This is a genomic window from Streptomyces macrolidinus (assembly GCF_023887685.1).
GTDB classification, from domain to species: Bacteria; Actinomycetota; Actinomycetes; order Streptomycetales; family Streptomycetaceae; genus Streptomyces; species Streptomyces macrolidinus.
Window position 1 is genome coordinate 1 of sequence record NZ_JAMWMR010000011.1, and the last position, 23848, is coordinate 23848.

Genomic DNA, 23848 nt, shown 5'->3' on the forward strand with positions numbered 1-23848 from the left:
AAGTGCGGCCATCGGTCCCGACATGACTCACGCGGTCCTGGACATGACTCCGCCCCCAAGATCAGCAACGCGAGCTGAAGATCTTGGGGGCGGTACAAGCGATCCGCGCGGATCCCTCGGGCGACCCCCGAGCGATCCCTGGCGATCTCTAGAGATCCCGGTGGAAGTCCTCCGCCACCTTCATGAAGATGTCGTTCGCCTCGGTCTCGCCGATCGTCACGCGCACTCCTTCGCCCGCGAAGGGCCGCACGACCACACCGGCCTGTTCACAGGCCGCCGCGAAGTCGGTCGTGCGCTCCCCCAGCCGCAACCACACGAAGTTCGCCTGCGTCTCGGGCACCGTCCAGCCCTGGGCACGCAGCGCCTCGAGCACACGCGTGCGCTCGCACACCAGCGAACCGACCCGGCCGAGCAGTTCGTCCTCCGCGCGCAGCGAGGCGATCGCCGCCTCCTGGGCCAACTGGCTGACGCCGAAAGGCACTGCCGTCTTGCGCAACGCCGCGGCCACCGGCTCATGGGCTATCGCGAAGCCGACCCGCAGCCCGGCGAGGCCGTACGCCTTGGAGAACGTGCGCAGCACGCAGACGTTCGGACGCTCGCGGTACAACTCCACGCCGTCCGGCACCTCGATATCACGGATGAACTCCCGGTACGCCTCGTCGAGCACGACCAGCACATCACGGGGCACCCGGTCGAGGAAGCGCTCCAACTCGGCCCGGCGCACCACGGTGCCGGTCGGGTTGTTGGGGTTGCAGACGAAGATCAGCCGCGTCCGGTCGGTGATCGCGTCCGCCATCGCGTCCAGGTCGTGCACATCACCGGGGGTCAACGGCACCTGCACCGATGTCGCACCACTGACCTGCGTGATGATCGGGTACGCCTCGAAGGACCGCCAGGCGTAGATCACCTCGTCGCCCGGACCACTCGTGGCCTGCACCAACTGCTGGGCGACACCGACCGAGCCCGTGCCCGTGGCGATATGCGACTCGGGTACTCCGAAGCGCTCCGCCAGCTCGCACATCAGCCCCGTGCACGCCATGTCCGGGTAGCGGTTGAACGACAGGGCCGCCGCCGTCACGCTCTCCATCACGCCCGGCAGCGGTGGGTACGGGTTCTCGTTCGAGGACAGCTTGTAGGCCACCGGTCCGCCGGCCGCCGCAGGCTTGCCGGGCTTGTAAGTGGGGATACCCTCCAGCTCGGTACGCAGCCTCGGGCTCGTCTCGCTCACCGCAGTCCTCCTCACACGCGCCGGCTCATGGCCGCCACCGGCTTCCAATGCTTCTCACCTTATGAGGATTCGGCGCCGCTGCGAATGGGCTGTGGACAACCGGCTCCGCACCGGCACGCCAGGGGCGCATTGCCGCTCGCCGCGCGCGCGGGTGGCTCACGCCGTGGCGCGCATCCCTCGTGAAGGTGAGTTGAGACCGCGTCGGCATCCCGGCGCCTGGGCGGGCGCATGCGCACCGACACATCACGTACGGATGTGGTGACGTTCAATTCCCCTGCTATTCACCGCATTTGATGCTTGTTGACCATGCAGAAACGTGCCTGCCGAGGGGTGCATATGCGTCCGCGCCCCGCCACCGTATGCGCCCTACTATCGGCTCGCCATGACAGCAGCAGGGAAGCACCAGGTGAGCCAGGCGGAGACCTCCCGCCGAGGCAACCGGCCGGGCCGAGCGGGCATCAGAGACGTGGCGGCTGCCGCCGGGGTCTCCATCACGACCGTCTCCGACGCCCTCAACGGCAAGGGCCGGCTGCCGGACGCCACCCGACGCCATGTCCGCGAGGTCGCCGAACGGCTGGGCTACCGCCCCTCGGCCGCGGCCCGCACGCTCCGTACCGGCAAGTCGGGCCTCATCGGCCTGACCGTGACGACCTACGGGGATGAACCTTTCACCTTCACGGAGTTCGCGTACTTCGCGGAGATGGCCAGAGCCGCCACCTCGGCCGCGCTCGCCCGCGGCTACGCCCTGGTCATCCTGCCCGCGACCTCGCGCCACGACGTGTGGTCGAACGTCGCCCTGGACGGCACGGTCGTCATCGACCCGTCCGACCAGGACCCCGTGGTCAGCGAGCTGGTGCGCCAAGGGTTACCGGTCGTCTCCGACGGCCGCCCGGCAGGCGCCCTCCCCGTCACCGCATGGGTGGACAACGACCACGAGGCCGCGGTCCTCGGCATCCTCGACCATCTGGCCGAGGCGGGCGCCCGCCGGATCGGGCTGCTGACCGGCACCACGACGGACACGTACACCCACCTGTCCACGACCGCGTACCTGAGGTGGTGCGAGCGCGTCGGGCAGGACCCCGTCTACGAGGCCTACCCGGCCCACGACCCGTGCGCGGGCGCCGTCGCCGCCGACCGACTGCTGGCCCGCCCCGACCGCCCCGACGCGGTCTACGGACTCTTCGACCCGAACGGCACGGACCTGCTGGCCGCCGCCCGCCGCTACGGCCTGCGCGTGCCCGACGACCTGCTGCTCGTCTGCTGCAGCGAGTCCACCGTGTACGCCAACACCGAACCGCCCGTCACCACGCTCTCCCTCAAGCCGCGTCGGATCGGTACGGCGGTGGTGCAACTCCTCATCGACGCCATCGAGGGTGTCGAGACCGAACAGCCCATCGAGCGGGTGATACCGACGGAGCTGATCGTGCGTACGTCGTCCGAGCGGCGTCCGCCCCGTACGACGATCAGCCCGCCCCGGTCGCCGGAGAAGGGATAGGCCGGCGATGACCCGCGGGGGACACACAGGTCACCCGCACACGCCCGGGAACGACGGCCGGTGTCCCGACGGTGAAAGCCCTGCCCAATCGGGGCGAATGCCGCGGTGGACCCTGGTCCGTCCCCGATTCACCACCCCTGGGTCATCACACGGCGCGATCCGCATTCCTATGATGGGCCCACGACACCGCGGGCCGCTGCGACCAGGCAGTCCGATGCGGTGCACAGGCAGTCCGATGCGGTGCGGATGCGGCGCGATGGTGGAGGGGTCGATGACTCAGGGGGCCGGTCAGGGACCCGAGGTGGAGCGTACGGCGACGGTGCGTGACTTCCGGGTGCCCGCGTATGTCCACCAGGCCGGTCCGTACACACAGAGCACGTCCCCGGGCGAGGCCGCCGAACCCGTGGCCGCGCAGAAGTCGTTCGCCCGCGGGTACTCCGACGAGTACACGCCCACCGAGCGCGATCTGCCGGTGATCAACCGTGGTGACACGCTCCAGGTGACCGTCGACCCGGTGCCCGTACCCGCCCCGCAGACCTCCGACGGGCCCGGTCCGCTGTTCGTCGTCGGGGATGTCCACGGCTATCTCGACGAGTTGGTCTCGGCGCTCCAGGAGAAGGGGCTCATCGACGCCGCGGGGAACTGGTCCGCGGGCACGGCGCGGCTGTGGTTCCTGGGCGACTTCACCGACCGCGGGCCCGACGGCATCGGCGTCATCGACCTGGTGATGCGGCTGTCCGCGGAGGCCGCCGCGGCCGGCGGCTACTGCAAGGCGCTCCTGGGCAACCACGAGCTACTGCTGCTGGGCGCCAAGCGGTTCGGCGACACCCCCGTCAACTCCGGTGCGGGCACGGCCACGTTCCAGGCGGCCTGGCTGCTCAACGGCGGCCAGAAGAGCGACATGGACCGGCTCCAGGACCACCATCTGCAGTGGATGGCCCGCCTGGACGCCGTCGAGAAGGTCGACACGTATCTGCTGGTGCACTCGGACACCACCGCCTACCTCGACTACGGCGACTCCATCGAAGCGGTCAACGACACCATCCGCGAGACACTCACGCGTAATGACCCGGACGAGGTCTGGGACCTGTTCCGCAAGCTCACCAAGCGCTTCTCCTTCCGCGACGAGGGCGGCGCCGACGCCGTACGGTCCCTGCTGGACACCTACGGCGGTACACGCATCGTCCACGGCCACAGCCCCATCCCCTATCTGCTGGGCCAGGTCGGTTCGGAGGACGGCGAGGACGACACGGGTCCGGTGGTCGAGGGTCCACATGTCTACGCGGACGGACTGGCGATCGCGATGGACGGCGGCGTGACCATGAACGGAAAGCTGCTGGTCCAGCAACTTCCGCTGCGCGGCTGAGCGTTCACAAGCAGGGAATTCCCCGGAGTGACGGCTGCCGGAGAACGGTGACGGCCGGGGCAATTTCCGGAAACCCCCTGTCACCCTATGGCGTCACCGCTCTACCATCTGCTTATCCGTAGCAGGCTCCCCTCCGTTTCTGCCCGACGGCTCGTCAGCATGCCGAGCCCCAAGCCCTACGGAGCATCGGGGGATGCACATGAACAGCGTTCCGCAGCACCTGCTGAGCGAGGACCGCCAGGACTACGAGCGGATCCTCGATGAGGCGCTGCGCTCCGCAGCACACCGCCCTGAACCGACCGTTGCCGGACAGCGACTCACCTTCGACCAGCTCCGCACCATGGCGCTGGACGCCACCGCCCTGATCACCGCGGCGGCGGCCACCGAATACCAGCACTACGTGGAGGTCCGCGAGGAACTGCGGCGGCCTGCGCCGTCCGCCCCGAGCGTCAAGGAGAGTGCCGCCGACTCTTCTGAACCGGCTCCGGCTCCGAGCCCGAACTCGGCCTCGGAGCCGGATGGTCCAGGGCTCGCCGCTTCGGTGGGAGAGGCCGCGGCGAGTGCCGGAGCCGGTGCCGTCGTCACGGTGCTCGCCCCCGTCCTCGCCGGCGCCGCCGCGGCGATCTTCCTGCTCGTGGGCTACCTCCTCAAGATGGTCTATCCCGACGAGGCCTTCGTCCGGACCCTCCTGACCACCGGGTGGGTCTTCGGCGCGGTGACCGCGGCGGCGATGCTGGTCGCCGCGACAGGACTGCTGCTGACCGCGCTGCGCCACGGCTCCGCCACCGAGGAGGCCGCGGCCCGGGAGGCGTTGGCGGCGGAGGTGGCCCGGGCCAGGGAGGCCTGGCACGAGGCGCTGCGGGAGCGCGGCATCCTGCCGTTCCTCCGCCGCGCCCTCGTCGTCCCGGACACGACCGTGACGAGCCGGAAGGAGCCGGAACCGACCTCCAGCCGTATGCCGCACCTCGGCTACGACCGGCCGGGCTTCAGCAGCCCGGAGAACGGCCCCGCCTCTGGCCCGCGCCCCCGCTTCAGCAGCCCGGACTTCACGAGCCCGGACTTCGGGGGGCCGGAACACCGGCCGGAGTGACGGACGTCGTCCATCCGCCCTTCGCCGGTGCCGCCGCCGAGGGCGGTACCGGTACGTCCGCACGGGCGCGCGTACGTCCGGCACAGGCGCGCGTGCGTCCGGCGCGCGCGGGCCGGACCGTCCGGGGCCGCGCGTTCTTGCAATGATCGGGCGATGACCGCGCCGCAGCATCCGCCGCCCTTCCCGCCCGCCGAGCCGTCTCCGGTCCCTGGTCCGGGCCGACCACACCGTCATGACTCCGGTGAGGGGCACGGCTCGGGGGACGGCCGTGCCCATGGACCGGGCGGCGGGCACGGCCACTCCCACAGCCATGGCCCTGCCGCCCCTGTGTCACGGCATCTGCGCCGCCTCATCGCCGCGGTCCTCGTCCCGTTCACCGCGGCGGTCGTCGTCGGACTCGCCGTGCTCTGGCCCGACGGCCTGCCCACGCACCCGCGCAGCGGCGTCGGCTTCGACCGGCAGACCCAGCAGGCCACCGTCACCACCGTCACGGACATGCCCTGCGCGTCCGCGAACACGGCCCCCGGAACCGACCCCGCGTCCGGCTCCGGCGGCACCTCCACCACCGAGGGCGCCCCGACCCGACAGCAAGCCGGGGACTGCAAGAAGGCGACGATTCGCGTCGACACCGGCACGGGCAAGGGCCGTACGTTCACGGAGATCGTCCGGCCGGACCAGTCACGGCAGTTGCACCAGGGCGAGAAGGTCGTGGTCGCGTACGAACCCTCCGCGCCCAGGGACTTGCAGTACTCGGTGACCGATGTGAACCGCTCGTTCCCCATGGCGCTGCTCGCCGGGATCTTCGCCGTCGCCGTGGTCGTCGTGGGACGCATGCGCGGCGTCATGGCGCTGATCGCGCTGACGGTCAGCTTCCTGATCCTGAGCCTCTTCATCCTGCCCGCGATCCTCCAGGGCTCGAATCCCCTGCTCGTGGCGGTGATCGGCGCGAGCGCCATCATGCTGATCGCCCTCTACCTGTGCCACGGCCTCTCGGCGCGCACCTCCGTGGCGGTCCTGGGCACGCTCATCTCACTGTCCCTGATCGGCGTCCTGGGATCGCTGTTCATGGGCTGGGCCGCGCTGACCGGCAACACGGACGACAACACGGGCCTGATCCATGGGCTGTATCCGCACATCGACATGAGCGGTCTGCTGCTGGCCGGTGTCATCATCGGTTCGCTCGGTGTGCTCGACGATGTGACGGTGACCCAGACCTCGGCCGTCTGGGAGCTGCACGAGGCGAATCCGTCGATGGGCTGGCGCGGTCTGTACCGGGCGGGCATCCGCATCGGCCGTGACCACATCGCCTCGGTCGTCAACACGCTCGTCCTGGCCTACGCGGGCGCGGCGCTGCCCCTGCTGCTGCTCTTCTCGATCGCCCAGAGCAGCGTCACCACGGTCGCCACCAGCGAGTTGGTCGCCGAGGAGGTCGTACGCACCCTCGTCGGCTCGATCGGGCTCGTCGCCTCTGTGCCGGTCACGACGGCGCTGGCCGCCCTCGTGGTCTCGGCCGACCGCCCCGCAGTGACCGCCGCTGCTCCGGCACCGGCACGCGGCGGGAAGAGGCGCCGCCGCAAGCGCTGAAGCGGCCCGCACCGCGCGACGGACCGCGGGAGGCGAACCGTTACGGCGCCAGGATCGCCCTCAGCCCGCGCTCTGCTCCTCCGCCAGGATCCGGTCCAGGACCTCGTCCAGACGGGCGTCGAAGCCGGAGAGAGATCCTTCCTGCCCCAGTGGTACGAGCTTGTCCGTACGGTCGAGGAACGCCACGAGCGGCACCGCGCCCGACCGGAACAGGGCCTGGTCGGCGCCCACCTGAAGCCGGATCAGCACATCGCCGAAGGAGTCCGGTTCGGCGGGCGCGATGTGCACATCTCCGATACCGCACGGCCGACCCACCCCGTCGACCAGCAGCTCACGCCCGAACGCCCAGGTCACGGGCGCATCACCGGGAAGGTGAAAGGTCAGCCGCACGGCATAGGGATCACATGTCTCGTACCGCAGTTCCACCGGGATACGGAACGAAAGCTCGTCCGAGACGAGAAAGCTCATCATGACCTCTGCCTGTACCGACTCACGCATCGCCTACCCCGTCAGTTGCCGTCGACTGGCCAGGAATCGTCCCCCTGACACCTGCTGGAAGTTTGCTGAAAGTGCACAGCAGATCACAAGGCGTGAGTTTTCAGATGCTGATAGAGAAGGCGCGCGCCCTCGAGGCCTTCCCGGCCTCCCCCTGCGCCCCACCTGCGCCGAGCAGCGGTCGTTGGCCTGGTACGCGGGCGGACAGACACCCATCATGACGGCCACGTCACGTACCGCATAGGGGGTATCGCCCGAACGGGGTAACGGTCGACAGGGCCCCGGCCGGATCCGATCGCTTCGCCGGGCCGGGACCGTAGGCACGGGCCGCTCGCAGAAACGTGCCCCGCCGAACCCGGGCCGCTCGGCCGCGTCGGGCCGCCCGGGAAGTCGGCGACGCCGCGGATCTCGCTCCCGCTCCGCAGGAGAAGCAGTAGACCATGTGGGGCAGCGGAGGCGATCGGATCACGCCATTGTGCGAGGGCATGCGAAGGCGTGCGACGACGTCAGAGGGCGTCACCCTTCAGGCAAGGCATCCATGCAAGACATCCAGGCAAGGCGTCATCCCTCACGCTGGGACGTCTTCTGCCGGACCGCGTCGCTGCTCAGCCGCTCGGCTGCCTCGCCGAGGAAGAACAGGCCCTTCTCGCGGCGCAGATAGCCGTCATGGGTCAGGGTGCGCAGCAGGTGGTACGCCGTGGGAAGCGCCAAGCCGACCTCGCGGGCCAGTTGCTTGGCGGGCGCCCCGTACGCGTGGTCGGCGACGGCCTCCAGCAGCCTCATCGCCCGCTGCACGGATCCGATGAGCGTGGTGGAGTGCGGCTGCACGCGCGGGAGGCAGGCCTCCGCCGATGAGGTGCGCCGCTGTGCGGGCGGGGCGGGGGGAACTGGGGGTGCGGGGCGGGCCGTGGCCAAGGATCACTCCCGAAGCGCGAGGAGGGCCGCCCGTGCGGGGACACGGGAGGTGGATGCGCCACGCGCGGCGCCGGCCGCGCGCCGAACTCGGACTCTAACGGTCCACCGCCACCCAGCGATGGCCCTCAGGGGAAAACTTCCCTCGGCCGAGCGAACCTCGCCGCCCCGTTATCGACCGGCCGTCACCGCTCGCCCCTGACGCGCCGTTCCCCGCCCGCGCGACGACGGCGCGGCGCACTCCGAGCGGCTCACCAGTCACCGCGTGACGAGGAGTTCGACATGAACTTCCGTACGACGTAGATCAGTCCGCCGACCAGCGCGACGAAGAGCAGCACCTTGAAGAGGAGCGCGATGACGAAGCCGACGACGCTCGCTATCACGCTGCCGAACACGACCAGAGCGATGACCGGCACCGCGATCCACTTCACCCACCACGGCAAACTCGCGAAGATCTCTCGCATCGCCTTGTCCTTGTCTCTCCGCCCGCCGCCCCGCGTCCTGTTCGGGGGCTCCGCTTCCGGGCTCTTCGGTGTCCTGCCTTCGATGCTAGGGGCGCCAGGGGGCGGACGGGGCGCTCCGCATCCCTTGTCCTCCCCTGATCGTCCCCCTAGGGAACCCCGAGACGGGCCTCAGCTCTCGGGCGGAGAGAACACCACCAACACGCGCAGATCCTCGGTGATGTGGTGGAACTTGTGGGCGACCCCGGCGGGCACATAGACGACGCTGCCCCGCGCGACCTGGGTGGTCTCCGTACCGACGGTGATCGCGGCCCGGCCGCTCACGACGAAGTACACCTCGTCCTGGCGGTGGGGCTGTTGGGGGTCCAAGGCGCCCGCGTCGAGTGCGTACAGGCCCACCGACATGTTCCGCTCCCGTAGGAACTGAAGGTAGGCGCCGTCATGGGCGGCGCGCTCCGCGTCCAGTTCGTCCAGTCGGAATGCCTTCATCGTCCTTGTTCCGCCCTTGCTCGCTCGCTGCCGCCCCCGTCTGCCACGATCAGACACATGAAGCAATTCGTAGTCAAGACGATCGCCAACGCCGGGGCCCTGGCCGTAGCCGTCGGGCTGCTCGACAAGATCTCCCTGACAGGTTCCAGCACCGGTAAGAAGGTCGGCACGCTGCTCGTCGTCGCGCTGCTCTTCGGCCTGGTGAACTTCCTGGTCAAACCGGTCCTCCAGGTGCTGGCCTTCCCGCTGCTCATCCTGACGCTCGGCCTGATAACCCTGGTCATCAACGCCCTGATGCTGCTGCTCACCTCGTGGATCGCGGGCAAGCTGGATCTGAGCTTCCATGTCTCGGGCTTCGGGACCGCCGTGATGGGTGCCCTGATCGTCTCGATCGTCTCCTGGGCGCTGAACATGGCCCTGCCGGACGGCAAGGATTGATCGGGTGAGCCGTATGTCCTGGCGTATCTGCTTCGTCTGCACCGGCAACATCTGCCGCTCCCCGATGGCCGAGTCCGTCTTCCGCGCGCGTATCGAGGAGGCCGGTCTCGACGGTCTGGTCGAGGTCGACAGCGCCGGTACGGACGGCTGGCACGCGGGAGAGGGCGCGGATCCGCGGACCGTCGCCGTCCTCGAGGCGAACGGTTACGCCGGCGAGCACACCGCGCGGCAGTTCGATCCCGCGTGGTTCTCCCGTCTCGACCTGGTGATCGCCCTCGACTCCGGCCATCTCAAGGCCCTGCGCCGCCTGGCACCCGGTCCGGAGGACGCGGCGAAGGTCCGGCTCCTGCGCTCGTACGATCCCGCCGCGCACGAGGACCTCGACGTCCCCGACCCGTATCACGGAGAGACGGACGGCTTCGAGGAATGCCTCGAGATGGTGGAGGCGGCCAGTACGGGCCTGCTCGCCGCGGTGAGAGAACACATGGAGGGAGGGACCGCATGACGGCACCGGACTTCGACACCTCCGGCGCGCCGGGTGACGGTACGCGCGCGGTGCGGGCGGGGCTGCCCGAGCCGGTCAAGTACGAGCCGACGCTCCCGGGGCCCGTCTTCGCCGCCCACTACCACCTGCCGGGCGAGCCGACAGGTCCGTACACCTACGGGCGGGACGAGAACCCCACCTGGACCCGTCTGGAGCAGGCCATCGGCGAGCTCGAGGCGCCCGGCCGGGACGGCGTCGAAACGCTCGCCTTCGCCTCCGGCATGGCGGCGATCTCGGCGGTCCTCTTCTCCCAGCTCCGCGCCGGCGACATCGCGGTGCTGCCCGCCGACGGCTACCAGGTACTGCCCCTGGTCCGCGAGCAACTGACCGCGTACGGCATCGAGGTACGCACCGCGCCGACGGGGGCCGACGCCCAGCTCGGCGTCCTCGACGGCGCGAAGCTGCTGTGGATCGAGACCCCCTCGAACCCCGGCCTGGACGTCTGCGACGTTCGGCGGCTCGTCGCGGCGGCGCACGCACAGGGCACCCTGGTAGCCGTCGACAACACCCTGGCGACCCCGCTCGGTCAACGGCCGCTGGATCTGGGCGCCGACTTCTCCGTGGCCAGCGGCACCAAGATGCTCACCGGGCACGGCGACCTCCTGCTCGGCTACGTGGTGGGCCGAAACGCCGGGCCGATGGCCGCCGTACGCCGCTGGCGCAAGATCGTCGGGGCGGTCCCGGGGCCCATGGAGGCCTGGCTCGCGCATCGTTCCCTGGCCACGCTCCAGTTGCGTGCCGACCGGCAGACCGCCAACGCGCTCGCGGTCGCCGAGGCGTTGCGCGGCCGGTCCGAGGTGAGCGGGCTGCGGTATCCGGGCCTGCCCGAGGACCCCTCCCACGAGATCGCCGCGCGCCAGATGCGCCGCTTCGGCTGCGTGGTGTCGTTCACGTTGCCCACACGCGCGCGTGCCGACCGCTTCCTCGAGGCGCTGCGCATCGTCGACGACGCGACCAGCTTCGGAGGCGTCCGGTCCACCGCCGAGCGGCGGGGACGCTGGGGCGGCGACGCGGTGCCGGAAGGCTTCGTCCGTCTCTCGGCGGGCGCCGAGGACCCCGAGGACCTGGTCGCCGATGTGCTGCGGGCGCTGGACGAGTCGGCCACGCTCTGAGGCGCACCGCCGCTGCAGGAAGGTGCCCTTCGACGGGGCGGGTCCTGCGCCCTGGGAGCCCTTCTCCGCACAGCAGACGGTCCGAGCCTCCCCCCTCGTGGCTCGGACCGTCCCGGTTCTGCGCGCGAAGAACCGTGCGACCAAGGCTAGTTGACTCTGTGTCAGTGTCCAATCACAGTAGCGACAGAGACCTATCGACTTATTTATAGTTGAGCGCGGCCGAAGGTGCGGGGAGGGGAGGGGCACCATGGATGTGGCCCTGCTGCGCACCTTTGTGACCGTGCACCGAGCCGGCTCCTTCACCCGCGCCGCGGCGCTGCTCGGCCTCTCGCAGCCGGCCGTCACCTCCCAGATCCGTACCCTGGAGCGGCAGTTGGGCCGCCCTCTCTTCCTGCGCCGGGCCCGCGGAGTGACCCCCACGACCATCGGCGACGAACTCGCGCACAAGGCGGCGCCGCATCTGGACGCCCTCGTGGAGATCGCCGAGGCGGAGCTGGACGAGCATGCGACGCCGCGCACCCTCCATCTCGCGGGCCCGCCCGAATTCACCGCCGAACGCGCCCTGCCGGCACTTGCGGAGCTGACCGGCGACGACGGCCAGGGGCTTGCCCTGCGCGCCTCTTTCGGGAACGCCGACGAAGCACTGGAAGGGCTCGCCGCCGGGCACCATGACCTGGCCATCACCACGGCCCGGCCGCGCGGAGCCCTGCTCACCGCGACCCCGCTCTGCGACGAGGAGCACGTCCTGGTCGCCTCCCCACGCTGGACCTCCTGCCTGGACCCCGGCGAACTGCGCCGTATGAGCGCGCGGGTGCTCGAGGACTTCCCCGTGGTCGAGGTGCATGAGTCACTGCCGTTCGTCGCCCGCTACTGGGCGTCCGTCTTCGACTCCCGTCCGGCCGCCTCCGGCACCGTCGTCGTCCCTGATCTGCGTGCGGTCCTCGCCTGTGCCGCCACCGGCGCGGGCCTCGCCGTACTGCCGCGCTATCTCTGCGCCCCCGCGCTGGAGCGAGGCGATGTGGTGGCCCTCCATGAACCGGCGGTGCCCCCGCTGAGGACGTACTTCCTCGTGGTCCGCACCGGCACGATGGCCATGCCGCACATCGCGCGGGCGCACGAGTGGTTGCTCCGGGCCGCAGCGCACTGGAGTTGATCGGCAACTGCCCGGGGTCCGCCCGGGTTCGGCACCCTGGTGAGGCACGCGATGTTTCACGTGGAACATGCTGGGCCACATTTCACCCATGACCGTTCGCCCTGTGGTCAAGCGCACCGCCCGCGCCATCCTGCTCGATGGCGACGACCTGATTCTGATCAAGCGGACCAAGCCAGGCGTCGATCCCTACTGGGTCACACCGGGAGGTGGGGTCGAGCCGTCGGACACGACCGTCATCGACGCACTCCACCGTGAGGTGCACGAGGAACTCGGCGCCAAGATCACCGATGTGGTGCCCTGCTTCGTCGACACCGTCGAGCACATCGGCGAAGACGGTGGCGCGACCGGTGTGAAGGTCCAGCACTTCTTCGTCTGCCACCTCGAGTCCATGGACGCGCATCTGCGGCACGGCCCGGAGGTGGAACAGCCCGCCGGCACCTACGAGATCGTGCGGGTGCCCTTCACCCGGGTGGGCATCGCCTCCGTCCATCTCGTCCCGCTGTCGCTGCGGCACTACCTCGACGGAAACATCGAGGGCGTACGGGCCATGCACGCGCCTGACCTGGGCTGATACTCGGAAGCGGAGATTCCCTCCAGGACTCCGCTACCCACCGCCGCCCGGTCGGCCCTCATCTGCCCGGCCTATCGCACCAGTTCATAGGCATCCCACAGATCCCGCCCGGCGTAGGAGTGGGTCGCCCGGTCCGCCAGATGATGGTCCGCATTGACCGCGACGGAAACCGGCACGGCATCGAACAGGTCCTTGTCCGACATCGAGTCGCCATAGGCGACGCAGTCGGCGGACCGAACGCCGAACTCCCCGCAGAGTCGCTCCGCGATCCGCACCTTGGCGGCGGCGCTGAGGATCCGTGCCGGATCCACGGGTTCCGTGAAGGGCAGTGCGGGAAAGCGCGATCCGTAGGCCGCATGCGCGCCCCACTGCGTCAGCCGCTCCACGAAGAAGGAGGGGGAGAGCGAGATGACGGCGCAGTAGTCACCGTTCTGGCGGATCGCCGCCCACACATCCTCGATACGGGACAGCCAGGGGGCTGCAGCGAAGGCCGCCGCCACATGGTCGTCCGTGAGCTGCCCCCACAGGGCGTGTACCTGTATGGAGTACTCCGGGGGGTCGATGTGCCCGGCGGAGAGCGCCCGCTCCAGTGCCACGGTCTCCGCCTCCAGGCCGAGCTGCCGTGAGATCTCCACTGGTGCAGTGCTTCCGTGCAGCAGTGTCCCGTCGAGATCGAAGAGATGAAGTCTCGCCATGAGCGAGGAGGCTAGCGACTGTTCCCCTCATCGGTACAGAGAGCCCCCGGATCGTATCCGGCCGCGACCATTCATCTGCCGACTGCCGACCGGTCATACTCGGGCCGCTCGTTGTTTCACGTGAAACGCCTGCCCATGCACTCCATGGCGGCATGGCATGGCCAAAAGCCGGTATGTCGATCCACAATCGAGTGGACGCCAGTGCCCCCTGTCAGACAGCCTGATCGGCGTGTCGACACCTTCTCTCGCTGCTCTTCCCATCCGTCGTCTGACGCACCGCGATCTCCTCGCCTGCGCCGACCTGTCCGAGGATCGGGGCTGGCCCCGCGAGGAGCACAAGTGGGGACTGCTCCTCGCCGCCGGAACGGGCTACGGCATAGACGACCCCGAGGGCGGCCTCGTGACTGCCTGCGTCGTCACCGAGTACGGGCCCCAGTACCGACCGGAGCTGGGGAGCATCGGCATGGTGCTCGTCGCGGAACGGCACGCTCGTCAGGGGGTCGGCCGGCGACTGATGCAGCATGTGGTGAGTGAGTTGGGCACCACTCCCCTCACGCTGTACGCGACGCCGTACGGCCGCCCCCTCTACGAGGAACTCGGCTTCAAGGTCATCGGCCATTCCGAGATGCTGTGCGGGCACTTCACGGCGGGAGGACCGTCTCCCACCGTTGCCACTCGTGCCGCCACCGCCGAGGACCTCGCCACCCTCGTCCGGCTCGATGAAGAGGTCTTCGGCGTCGATCGCACGCATGTGCTCACGCGACTGCCCGCCTTCGCCGACCAGGTACGAGTCGCCGAGGAGAACGGGGAGATCACCGGATACGCCGCCGCCTGGCCCAATATGGACACCCATGTCGTGGGTCCGCTCATCGCGCGTGACACGGAGACGGCGAAAGCACTCGTCGCCTCCCTAGCCGCCCACACCGACCGTCCGCTGCGCACGGATGTCGATGTACGGCACGAAGAGCTGCTGGCCTGGCTGAAGGAGCGTGGGCTCGCCTCCGTCATGTTGAACGCGATGATGGCGTACGGCATCCCGGACCTGCCCGGTGACTGGACGCGGCGTTTCGCCCCCGTGACGGTGGCCGCCGGCTGATTCCTGTCCCTCAACTGCCGCTATAGGGTGCGCACATGGGAGATCTTGAGATACGTCGCGCGGTCGCGGATGATGTTCCCGCGATCGTCGCCATGCTTGCCGATGACCCGCTCGGTGCCCAGCGCGAGTCTCCGGACGACCTGGCGCCGTACCTGAGCGCGCTGGAGAGGCTGAGCAGCGATCCGAACCAGCACCTCATGGTCGCGGTACGTGAAGGACGGATCGTCGGCACCCTCCAGCTCACGATCATCCCGGGGCTGTCCCGCAAGGGAGCCACGCGTTCGATCATCGAGGGCGTGCGGATCCACGCGGACGAGCGCGGCAACGGTCTCGGAGCACGGCTCATCGAATGGGCCGTCGACGAGTCCAGGCGCCAGAACTGCCAGTTGGTCCAGCTCACGTCCGACACCACCCGTACCGACGCCCACCGCTTCTATGAGCGCCTGGGATTCGAGGCGTCCCACGTCGGCTTCAAACTGCCGCTCTGACACGAGCCATCCCAAGGGGCATGTTTCACGTGAAACATGCCCCTTTCGATAGCGGGAGGGCCTACGGAAGCCCCCTCCAGCCTTCCGGATCCACCCCACCCGGCACAGGAGCCGCTTCGTCATACGGCTGGCGGGTGAACACGAACGACCCCAGATCCAGGTGGCTCACGGAGCCGTCCGGTCGACGGACAACCGTCAGAATCTCCCCCGCGTAATAGCCGTCGAGCCCCGTCCAGGTGCCGTCTCCGCTCGGCCGCAGGCGCGAGCGGCGCCCCTTGCCGGACAACGGCTCCAGAGAGACACCGCCGTCCGCGGTCAGGCGCAGCGCGTAGCCCTGCGTCCCCCAGTACCACTGCCCCGCCAGTTCCAGCACCGCCCGGTCCACGTCGGGCAGCGGTCGCCACGGCTCGGGGATCCGGGGTTCCGCCTCGGCCACGACGCCGACGAGATCGGCGGCCACAGCCGAAAGTTGCGGCCCGGAGGTGCAGTTGGCGAGCACCACGGCCGCGATGTCGTCCTCGACGCTGAAGAAGAGGCTCGCGAGGAAGCCCGGCAGGGAGCCGGTGTGACCGACGAGGAGGCGACCGTCGTGGTGCCGGGTCTCCAGGCCGAGGCAGTAGGCGTATCCGTCCGCCACATCCGCGGCCGAGGGCGGCGCGGCGGGCCTGCGCATCTCCTGGACGGACTCCGCGCTCAGCACCCGATCGTCACCCCGGGAGAGGAAGACGGCGAAGCGCGCCAAGTCTCCTGTGGTCGACCACAGTTGACCTGCGGGTGCCATCCGGCCCAGATCCTCGACCGGCTCCGGCAGCATCACATCCGCCCAGGGGTGCACGGCCCAGCCACCCGCGTGCGGTGCCTGCGGCCGACCGCTCGTACGGTGCAACCCCAGCGGCTGGAGCACCTCGCGCTGGAGAACGTCCTCCCAGGGAGCCCCGCGCACCTCCTCGACCAACGCGCCCAGGAGCGTATAGCCGGTGTTGGAGTAGTGGAAGCGGCGGCCGACCGGGTGCCGCAGGGGCTGCTCGCCCAGCACATCCGAGAGTTCAGGGCGCAGCGTGCCCGGCGTGCGCTCCCACCAGGGCGCGGGCGACTCGGCCGCCAAGCCGCCCGTATGCGCGAGGAGTTCGGCGATGGTGGCCTCCCCCGCACCGGTGCCCGGCAGATGCTTCTCCAGCGGGTCACCGAGGTCCAGGAGACCCTCGTCGCGCAGCCGCAGGACGAGGACCGCGGTGAAGGTCTTGGTGATCGAGCCGATCCGGTACTGCACGTTCTCGTCCGGGCCGTGGCCGTCCACCGAGGTGCGGGAGCCGTGCCACACCGTCCGCCCGTCCCGAACGACCGCCGCCACCAGCGACGGCGCCCGCCCCTCGGTCTGCGCCACGGCGATACGGTGCAGCAGGGCCCGGCGCGTCGCGGGAAGCAGCTCATCCTGATAAGTCGTCATGCCCTCAGTCCACCCGAGCCCGCCCCTCACGTCGAGCGTTTTCCCAGGCCTTCGGACATCACCGACGCATCACTCCGGGATCAGGTCTGCGCCATGTCCACGAAACGGGAGTAGTGGCCCTGGAAGGCGACCGTGATCGTCGCCGTCGGACCGTTTCGGTGCTTGCCGACGATGATGTCCGCCTCGCCCGCGCGCGGTGACTCCTTCTCGTACGCGTCCTCGCGGTGCAGCAGGATCACCATGTCGGCGTCCTGCTCGATCGAGCCGGACTCACGCAGGTCGGACACCATGGGCTTCTTGTCCGTGCGCTGTTCAGGCCCTCGGTTGAGCTGAGAGAGCGCGACCACCGGCAGTTCCAGCTCCTTGGCCAGCAGCTTCAGGTTCCGGGACATGTCGGAGACTTCCTGCTGTCGGCTCTCGGACCGCTTGGAGCCGGACTGCATCAGCTGCAGGTAGTCGATGACGACCAGCTTCAGGTCGTTGCGTTGTTTGAGGCGGCGGCACTTGGCGCGGATCTCCATCATCGACAGGTTCGGCGAGTCGTCGATGTAGAGCGGGGCGGCCGACACATCCGGCATACGGCGCGCGAGCCGGGTCCAGTCCTCGTCCGTCATCGTGCCGGACCGCATATGGTGCAGGGCCACCCGCGCTTCCGCGGACAACAGACGCATCGCGATCTCGTTGCGGCCCATTTCGAGCGAGAAGATCACGCTCGGCAGGTTGTGCTTGATGGAGGCCGCCCGTGCGAAGTCCAGCGCGAGCGTCGACTTACCCATGGCGGGACGGGCCGCGATGATGATCATCTGGCCGGGGTGCAGACCGTTGGTGAGCTGGTCGAGATCCGTGAAGCCGGTCGGTACACCGGTCATCTCTCCCGAGCGCGAGCCGATCGCCTCGATCTCGTCGAGGGCCCCCTCCATGATCTCGCTGAGCGGCAGATAGTCCTCGGCCGTGCGCTGTTCGGTGACCGCGAAGATCTCGGCCTGGGCGCTGTTGACGATCTCATCGACATCGCCGTCGGCGGCGTATCCCATCTGCGTGATGCGCGTGCCTGCCTCGACAAGGCGACGCAGCACCGCGCGCTCGTGCACGATCTGTGCGTAGTACTCGGCGTTCGCCGCGGTCGGGACCGTCTGCACGAGCGAGTGCAGATAGGGGGCTCCGCCGACCTTCGTGATCTCGCCGCGCTTGGTCAGCTCGGCCGCGACCGTGATGGGGTCGGCCGGCTCGCCCTTCGCGTACAGGTCGAGGATCGCCAGGTAGATCGTCTCGTGCGCGGGCCGGTAGAAGTCATGGCCCTTGAGGATCTCCACGACATCGGCGATCGCGTCCTTGGACAGGAGCATGCCACCGAGGACGGACTGCTCGGCGTCCAGGTCCTGCGGCGGGACGCGCTCGAAGGACGCACCCGACTCGTTCCACGCCTCGCTGTCCCGGCCGCGGTCATGCTGCTCTTCGCGGCCCTGATCACCGTCGCGGCGCCGACGGGAGGCGGGTACACGACCGCTGGGGCTGCTGTCGGCCCACGGATCGTCCAAGGGCTCGGAAATGCTCACCGGGCCGCCTCCTCCCGTCCGCCATGGCGGACTCCGCCGTGCACCTCGTTTCCAGGCCACGACACTGACAAGTGAGTCGCATCTCCGATTTCGGACGCGTCGATTCTGCGCGTTCTCCATGGACGCGCGCGGAGCGGACGCCGGACCACGTTAGGCCTGTCGGCACCGTCAGCCAATCTGGTTATCCACAGGGCATGTGGACGACGGCCCCTACTCTGTGGACAACTCCTCAAAACCTGTGCACGACACGGTGGACAGCCCTGTGAACAAGCCCTCACACCCTTTCCCGAATCATCTCTGACCTGCATCTTTCCCGTCCACTGGCTGTGCAGAAGAAAAACTTGCCCGACAGGATCAAGATCATCGCCAGTCGTGCACAGTGCTCCGGCCCACACAAGGCAGAGTAAGGGGCAATCATCCATTGCATCTCTTACCTGTGGACGGTTAGATTGGAGGCCATGACACAGGCTCCCGCGACACCCCGCGCCATCCGACGCCGGCACGACCGGGAGATCGTGGCCCTGGCCGTTCCAGCCTTCGGCGCCCTCGTCGCGGAGCCGCTCTTCCTGATAGCGGACAGCGCCATCGTCGGCCATCTCGGCACCACGCAACTGGCCGGTCTCGCCGTCGCCTCGGCGCTCCTGACCACCGCCGTGAGCGTCTTCGTCTTCCTCGCGTACGCCACCACGGCCGCGGTCGCCCGCCGGGTCGGAGCAGGCGATCTGCGGGCCGCCATCGGCCAGGGGATGGACGGTATCTGGCTGGCGCTGCTCCTCGGAGCGGCCGTCGTCGTCTTCGTCCTGCCCACGGCTCCCACGATCGTCGACCTCTTCGGTGCCTCGCCGGACGCGGCCTCGTCCGCGACAACGTACCTGCGGATCTCGGCACTCGGCATCCCGGCGATGCTCGTCGTACTCGCCGCGACCGGTGTCCTGCGCGGTCTGCAGGACACGAAGACCCCCCTGTACGTCGCCGTCGCGGGCTTCGTCGCGAACGCTGCCCTCAACGCGGCCCTTGTCTACGGCGCCGACCTGGGCATCGCCGGTTCCGCCTGGGGCACCGTCATCGCCCAGTGCGGCATGGCCGCCGTGTACCTGTACGTCGTCGTACGCGGCGCCCGCCGCCATGGTGCCTCGCTGCGGCCGGACGCGGCCGGTATACGGGCCTGCGCGCAGGCCGGAGCGCCCCTGCTGGTCCGCACGCTCTCGCTGCGGGCGATCCTGGTGATCGCCACCGCTGTCGCCGCCCGGCTCGGAGACGCCGACATCGCCGCACACCAGATCGTCCTGTCGCTGTGGAACCTGCTCGCCTTCGCCCTGGACGCGATCGCCATCGCCGGGCAGGCCATCATCGGGCGCTATCTCGGTGCGGACGACCCTCGGGGCGCTCGGGCCGCCTGCCTCCGCATGGTGCAGTGGGGCTTCGTCTCCGGGCTCGTGCTCGGGCTGCTGGTCCTCGTCAGCCGCCCGCTGTACCTGCCCCTGTTCACCAGCGACGCCTCCGTCCACCATGTCGCCCTGCCCGCCTTGATACTCGTGGCCCTCGGCCAGCCCATCTGCGGCATCGTCTTCGTACTCGACGGGGTCTTGATGGGAGCCGGGGACGGGCCGTATCTGGCCTGGGCGATGCTGCTGACTCTGGCGGTCTTCACCCCCGCAGCGCTGCTCGTTCCGGTCCTCGGCGGCGGGCTGACCGCCGTGTGGGCGGCGATGACGCTGATGATGACCGTACGGATGCTCACCCTGTGGTGGCGTACCCGCTCGGGCCGCTGGCTCGTGACGGGTGCGACGCGCTGACCGGAACCACCGACCCCGACGGCCGATTCGTGGTGTTTCACGTGAAACACCACGGTTGCACAGGCCGCCTGCGAAGCCTGAACAGCCACGAAGAAGGGCCGTACCCCAGGGGTACGGCCCTTCTCTCAGCTCTTCAAGCCGAGTTGCGGCGATCAGGCCGCGATGACCTCGAGGCTGACCTTGGCGGCCACCTCGGGGTGCAGACGCACGGACGTCTCGTGAGAGCCCAGCGTCTTGATCGGCGCGCCCAGCTCGATGCGGCGCTTGTCGACCTCGGGGCCACCGGAGGCCTTGATCGCCGAAGCGATGTCGGCCGGGGTGACGGAACCGAAGAGACGGCCGGAGTCGCCGGAGCGGACGGCCAGACGGACCTTCACACCCTCGAGCTGGGCCTTGATCTGGTTGGCCTGCTCGATGGTCTGGATCTCGTGGATCTTGCGCGCACGACGGATCTGCGCGACGTCCTTCTCGCCACCCTTGGTCCAGCGGATCGCGAACTTCCGCGGGATCAGGTAGTTGCGAGCGTAACCGTCCTTGACGTCGACGACGTCGCCGGCGGCACCGAGGCCAGAGACCTCGTGGGTGAGGATGATCTTCATGATGTCGTCACCCTTCCCTTAGCGCGCGGTGGACGTGTAGGGCAGCAGCGCCATCTCACGGCTGTTCTTCACGGCCGTGGCGACGTCACGCTGGTGCTGCGTGCAGTTGCCGGTCACGCGGCGGGCACGGATCTTGCCGCGGTCGGAAATGAACTTCCGCAGCATGTTCGTGTCCTTGTAGTCCACGTACGTGACCTTGTCCTTGCAGAATGCGCAGACCTTCTTCTTCGGCTTGCGCACAGGCGGCTTCGCCATGGTGATTCTCCTGTGTGATCAAGAAGTGTGGGATACGCCCCGCCCTTGACCCGGTCCGGGCCCGAGGCCCGGCCCGAAGGCCTAGAAGGGGGGCTCGTCCGAGTAGCCGCCGCCGCTGCCGGAGCCGCCGCCCCAGCCGCCGCCCTGCTGGCCGCCACCCTGGCCACCGGCCGGAGTGCCGGTCGCCCACGGGTCGTCGGCCGGAGCACCGCCGCCCTGCTGACCGCCGCCGGGGCCACCGCCCCAGCCGCCGCCCTGCTGGCCGCCACCGCCGCCGTAACCGCCCTGGCTACCGCGGCCGGAGGTCTTGGTGACCTTGGCCGTGGCGTTGCGCAGGCTCGCGCCGACCTCGTCGACATCGAGCTCGAAGACCGTGCGCTTGATGCCCTCCCGGTCCTCGTAGGACCGCTGCTTCAGCCGGCCCTGCACGATGACGCGCATGCCTCGCTGGAGCGACTCGGCGACGTTCTCCGCCGCCTGACGCCAGACCGAGCAGGTCAGGAACAGGCTCTCGCCGTCCTTCCACTCGTTCGTCTGACGGTCGAAGGTGCGGGGAGTGGACGCGACGCGGAACTTCGCGACCGCCGCACCGGACGGGGTGAAGCGCAGCTCGGGGTCATCGACAAGGTTGCCGACGACCGTGATGACGGTCTCGCCTGCCATGGGGGAACCTCTCGGCGGGTTTGCTGCTGGCTGCTTGTGCTGCTACTCGGATCCCGGGATCCGCTGAGCGGAAGCTCAGTGGGTCTCGGGGCGGAGGACCTTGGTCCGGAGGACCGACTCGTTCAGGTTCATCTGGCGGTCGAGCTCCTTGACGACCGCAGGCTCGGCCTGCAGGTCGATGACCGAGTAGATGCCCTCGGGCTTCTTCTTGATCTCGTACGAGAGACGACGACGGCCCCAGGTGTCGACCTTCTCGACCTTTCCGCCGCCGTCACGGACGACAGAGAGGAAGTTCTCGATCAGCGGGGAGACAGCGCGCTCCTCGAGATCGGGGTCGAGGATGACCATCACCTCGTAGTGACGCATGTGGAACCCACCTCCTTTGGACTCAGCGGCCACGGTCGTTCCGTGGCAGGAGGGTCGTGATGCGTTCGCAACGGTATCGGCCGCCACTGACAATCGAGGCCAGTCGGCGGTTTCCCCGGCTCGGCCTGGGCAGACACCGGTGCAGACGGTACAGAGTACCCGCACACGAGCTTCCGGTTGAAATCCGCCCGTGAGGCCCGTCAATCTGTACACATCGGGTGTGTACGGCGCTACGATGCGCCGCCTTCCGCAGGAGGTGCCCCATGGCACAGGTATTGCGACCCAACACCACCGGCTCCCTCTTCGCCACGGACGGCAAGGCCCACCCCCTCCAGACCACGCTGCTCGTGGTGACTCTGGTGCTGGGGATCACGGCCTTCGTCACGGCGATGTTCCACCACCTGCATCTGATCAGCTCCTGGGCCGGCCTGGTGGGGATCTTCACCGGCGCGTACGGGCAGCTCGTCTCCGTCACGACCCGTGAGCGCTTCGGCCTGATCCTGGGGCTGGGGGCCTCCGCCATCGGCTTCTTCCTCGGCATGGCCCACGGCGGCCTCTTCGGAGGGCTCATCGGCGGCTGACACGACGTCGACCGGGCGGGCCCGCAGGGTCTGTTGAACGACCTGACGGGCCCACAGGTCCCATACGGCCAGACGGGGCGCTCGCAGGGCGCAGTAGGCTTCGGCGCGAGAGCCGGAGCCCCTGAACCCATGGGGACACACCAGCCCGAGGAGCGCCCCGAATGAGCCTGACCCTGAGGACGATCAGCCGCGAGCAGCATCTGGCATACATCCAGAGCCTGCCGGCGGCGAGCCACATGCAGGTTCCGGCCTGGGCAGACGTCAAGGCGGAGTGGCGCTCCGAGAGCCTCGGCTGGTTCGACAAGAACGGCGCCCTGGTCGGCGTCGGACTGGTGCTCTACCGCCAGTTGCCCAAGATCAAGCGCTATCTCGCATACCTCCCCGAGGGCCCGGTCATCAACTGGTTCGCGCCGAACCTCGACGACTGGCTCCAGCCGATGCTCACGCACCTCAAGCAGCAGGGTGCCTTCTCCGTGAAGATGGGACCGCCGGTGATCATCCGGCGCTGGGAGGCCCCCTCCATCAAGCAGGGCATCCAGAACCCGGACGTGAAGCGTCTGCGGGACATCGAGGCGGACTTCATCGAGCCGCGCGCCTTCGAGGTGGCCGACAAGCTGCGCCGCATGGGCTGGCAGCAGGGCGAGGACGGCGGCGCCGGATTCGGCGACGTCCAGCCGCGCTACGTCTACCAGGTTCCGCTCGCCAACCGCTCCCTGGAAGAAGTCCACAAGAACTTCAACCAGTTGTGGCGCCGCAACATCAAGAAGGCCGAGAAGGCCGGTGTCGAGGTGGTCCAGGGCGGCTACCACGACCTCGAGGAATGGCAGCGGCTGTACGAGATCACGGCGGTGCGCGACCAGTTCCGCCCCCGCCCGCTGTCGTACTTCCAGCGCATGTGGACGGCCCTCAACACCGAGGACCCCAACCGCATGCGCCTCTACTTCGCCCGGCACAACGGGGTGAACCTGTCGGCGGCGACCATGCTGGTCGTCGGCGGACACGTCTGGTACTCCTACGGCGCGTCCGACAACATCGGCCGTGAGGTGCGGCCTTCGAACGCCATGCAGTGGCGGATGCTGCGCGACGCCTACGCGCTCGGCGCCACCGTCTACGACCTGCGCGGCATCTCCGACTCGCTGGACGAGAACGACCACCTCTTCGGCCTGATCCAGTTCAAGGTGGGTACGGGCGGTCAGGCCGCCGAGTACCTCGGCGAGTGGGACTTCCCGCTCAACAAGCTGCTCCACAAGGCGCTCGACATCTACATGTCCCGCCGCTGACCCGACCGGATCACCGTGCCAGGCCGTTCCGACAGCCCGGCGCCACCCGTCGGTCCGGCGGATCCGTCACAATTCCCTCTCAGACCTC

Annotated in this window: 25 protein-coding genes and 1 pseudogene; 14 read left to right on the forward strand and 12 right to left on the reverse strand. The window is 69.1% G+C overall.

The genetic code is table 11. From position 1 onward, the window contains the following. Positions 1-148 precede the first annotated feature (148 nt). Positions 149-1228, reverse strand: coding sequence for a histidinol-phosphate transaminase (gene hisC, locus NGF19_RS14655; protein ID WP_252425323.1), 1080 nt, complete (start codon positions 1226-1228; stop codon positions 149-151). Positions 1229-1610: 382 nt separating this feature from the next. Between hisC and NGF19_RS14660 the strand changes: the two genes are divergently transcribed. The 4 genes from NGF19_RS14660 (at position 1611) to NGF19_RS14675 (ending at position 6763) form a co-directional block, all read left to right on the forward strand. After that, the gene (locus tag NGF19_RS14660) at positions 1611-2723 is read left to right on the forward strand and encodes a LacI family DNA-binding transcriptional regulator (protein WP_252425324.1); all 1113 of its coding nucleotides are present in this window, start codon (positions 1611-1613) and stop codon (positions 2721-2723) included. Positions 2724-2994: 271 nt separating this feature from the next. Then, entirely contained in the window at positions 2995-4089 is a 1095-nt protein-coding gene (locus tag NGF19_RS14665; RefSeq protein ID WP_289734913.1) for a metallophosphoesterase, read from the forward strand. Positions 4090-4282: 193 nt separating this feature from the next. Continuing rightward, a complete protein-coding gene (locus NGF19_RS14670) occupies positions 4283-5179 on the forward strand; it encodes a hypothetical protein (RefSeq protein WP_252425326.1) in 897 nt (298 codons plus the stop codon). A 153-nt stretch (positions 5180-5332) separates the two neighbouring features. Further along, positions 5333-6763: a YibE/F family protein gene (locus tag NGF19_RS14675; RefSeq protein ID WP_252425327.1), complete on the forward strand. Its 1431-nt coding sequence runs from the start codon at positions 5333-5335 to the stop codon at positions 6761-6763. Positions 6764-6823: 60 nt separating this feature from the next. Here the strand turns inward: NGF19_RS14675 and NGF19_RS14680 are convergent, their stop codons facing one another. From NGF19_RS14680 to NGF19_RS14695, 4 genes and pseudogenes are all read right to left on the reverse strand, one after another. After that, on the reverse strand, positions 6824-7261 hold the full coding sequence (locus tag NGF19_RS14680) for an SsgA family sporulation/cell division regulator (protein ID WP_252425328.1): 438 nt from the start codon (positions 7259-7261) through the stop codon (positions 6824-6826). Between the two features lie 579 nt (positions 7262-7840). Continuing rightward, positions 7841-8173 (reverse strand): annotated as a pseudogene (locus NGF19_RS14685) (helix-turn-helix domain-containing protein); the annotation flags it as partial. Positions 8174-8421: 248 nt separating this feature from the next. Next, positions 8422-8634, reverse strand: a complete 213-nt coding sequence (locus tag NGF19_RS14690) for a DUF5326 family protein (protein ID WP_252425329.1) — start codon at positions 8632-8634, stop codon at positions 8422-8424. Between the two features lie 168 nt (positions 8635-8802). Then, the gene (locus tag NGF19_RS14695) at positions 8803-9120 is read right to left on the reverse strand and encodes a cupin domain-containing protein (RefSeq protein ID WP_252425330.1); all 318 of its coding nucleotides are present in this window, start codon (positions 9118-9120) and stop codon (positions 8803-8805) included. 57 nt (positions 9121-9177) lie between these two features. Here NGF19_RS14695 and NGF19_RS14700 point away from each other — a divergent pair, with 57 nt between their 5' ends. The 5 genes from NGF19_RS14700 to NGF19_RS14720 all read left to right on the forward strand — a co-directional run bounded on the left by NGF19_RS14700 (position 9178) and on the right by NGF19_RS14720 (position 12938). Further along, a complete protein-coding gene (locus tag NGF19_RS14700; protein WP_252425331.1) occupies positions 9178-9558 on the forward strand; it encodes a phage holin family protein in 381 nt (126 codons plus the stop codon). A 13-nt stretch (positions 9559-9571) separates the two neighbouring features. Further along, complete coding sequence (locus NGF19_RS14705; RefSeq protein ID WP_252425455.1) at positions 9572-10063, forward strand: low molecular weight protein-tyrosine-phosphatase; 492 nt, start codon at positions 9572-9574, stop codon at positions 10061-10063. Then, positions 10060-11214 carry a cystathionine gamma-lyase gene (locus NGF19_RS14710; protein WP_252425332.1) on the forward strand — a complete coding sequence of 385 codons (1155 nt, stop codon included), beginning with the start codon at positions 10060-10062 and terminating at the stop codon, positions 11212-11214. Before NGF19_RS14705 ends, NGF19_RS14710 begins: the two co-directional genes overlap by 4 nt. A gap of 247 nt (positions 11215-11461) precedes the next feature. Next, positions 11462-12367 (forward strand): LysR family transcriptional regulator, encoded by a 906-nt coding sequence (locus NGF19_RS14715; RefSeq protein ID WP_252425333.1) that lies wholly within the window; start codon positions 11462-11464, stop codon positions 12365-12367. Positions 12368-12455: 88 nt separating this feature from the next. Beyond that, positions 12456-12938, forward strand: coding sequence for an NUDIX domain-containing protein (locus NGF19_RS14720; protein WP_252425334.1), 483 nt, complete (start codon positions 12456-12458; stop codon positions 12936-12938). A 71-nt stretch (positions 12939-13009) separates the two neighbouring features. Here NGF19_RS14720 and NGF19_RS14725 read toward each other — a convergent pair whose 3' ends face one another. Next, on the reverse strand, positions 13010-13633 hold the full coding sequence (locus NGF19_RS14725; RefSeq protein ID WP_252425335.1) for an HAD family hydrolase: 624 nt from the start codon (positions 13631-13633) through the stop codon (positions 13010-13012). 229 nt (positions 13634-13862) lie between these two features. Between NGF19_RS14725 and NGF19_RS14730 the strand changes: the two genes are divergently transcribed. Beyond that, positions 13863-14729 carry a GNAT family N-acetyltransferase gene (locus NGF19_RS14730; protein ID WP_252425336.1) on the forward strand — a complete coding sequence of 289 codons (867 nt, stop codon included), beginning with the start codon at positions 13863-13865 and terminating at the stop codon, positions 14727-14729. 35 nt (positions 14730-14764) lie between these two features. Then, a complete protein-coding gene (locus tag NGF19_RS14735; protein ID WP_252425337.1) occupies positions 14765-15217 on the forward strand; it encodes a GNAT family N-acetyltransferase in 453 nt (150 codons plus the stop codon). A gap of 61 nt (positions 15218-15278) precedes the next feature. On the opposite strand, the gene NGF19_RS14740 is transcribed toward NGF19_RS14735, so the two are convergent. Continuing rightward, positions 15279-16664 (reverse strand): serine hydrolase domain-containing protein, encoded by a 1386-nt coding sequence (locus tag NGF19_RS14740; protein ID WP_252425338.1) that lies wholly within the window; start codon positions 16662-16664, stop codon positions 15279-15281. Positions 16665-16744: 80 nt separating this feature from the next. Next, a complete protein-coding gene (gene dnaB, locus NGF19_RS14745; protein WP_252425339.1) occupies positions 16745-18220 on the reverse strand; it encodes a replicative DNA helicase in 1476 nt (491 codons plus the stop codon). A gap of 458 nt (positions 18221-18678) precedes the next feature. On the opposite strand from dnaB, the gene NGF19_RS14750 reads away from it, so the two are divergent. Then, the gene (locus NGF19_RS14750) at positions 18679-20016 is read left to right on the forward strand and encodes an MATE family efflux transporter (protein WP_252425340.1); all 1338 of its coding nucleotides are present in this window, start codon (positions 18679-18681) and stop codon (positions 20014-20016) included. A gap of 152 nt (positions 20017-20168) precedes the next feature. Here NGF19_RS14750 and rplI read toward each other — a convergent pair whose 3' ends face one another. The 4 genes from rplI to rpsF form a co-directional block, all read right to left on the reverse strand. After that, positions 20169-20615, reverse strand: a complete 447-nt coding sequence (rplI, locus tag NGF19_RS14755; RefSeq protein WP_252425341.1) for a 50S ribosomal protein L9 — start codon at positions 20613-20615, stop codon at positions 20169-20171. Positions 20616-20633: 18 nt separating this feature from the next. After that, a complete protein-coding gene (gene rpsR, locus NGF19_RS14760) occupies positions 20634-20870 on the reverse strand; it encodes a 30S ribosomal protein S18 (protein ID WP_003949403.1) in 237 nt (78 codons plus the stop codon). An 81-nt stretch (positions 20871-20951) separates the two neighbouring features. After that, positions 20952-21533 (reverse strand): single-stranded DNA-binding protein, encoded by a 582-nt coding sequence (locus NGF19_RS14765; protein WP_252425342.1) that lies wholly within the window; start codon positions 21531-21533, stop codon positions 20952-20954. A gap of 75 nt (positions 21534-21608) precedes the next feature. Beyond that, on the reverse strand, positions 21609-21899 hold the full coding sequence (gene rpsF / locus NGF19_RS14770) for a 30S ribosomal protein S6 (RefSeq protein ID WP_004985983.1): 291 nt from the start codon (positions 21897-21899) through the stop codon (positions 21609-21611). 263 nt (positions 21900-22162) lie between these two features. On the opposite strand from rpsF, the gene NGF19_RS14775 reads away from it, so the two are divergent. Together NGF19_RS14775 and femX are read left to right on the forward strand one after the other, a co-directional pair. Continuing rightward, a complete protein-coding gene (locus NGF19_RS14775; protein WP_252425343.1) occupies positions 22163-22480 on the forward strand; it encodes a hypothetical protein in 318 nt (105 codons plus the stop codon). A 161-nt stretch (positions 22481-22641) separates the two neighbouring features. Next, the gene (gene femX / locus NGF19_RS14780; protein ID WP_252425344.1) at positions 22642-23760 is read left to right on the forward strand and encodes a peptidoglycan bridge formation glycyltransferase FemX; all 1119 of its coding nucleotides are present in this window, start codon (positions 22642-22644) and stop codon (positions 23758-23760) included. Positions 23761-23848: the final 88 nt, after the last annotated feature.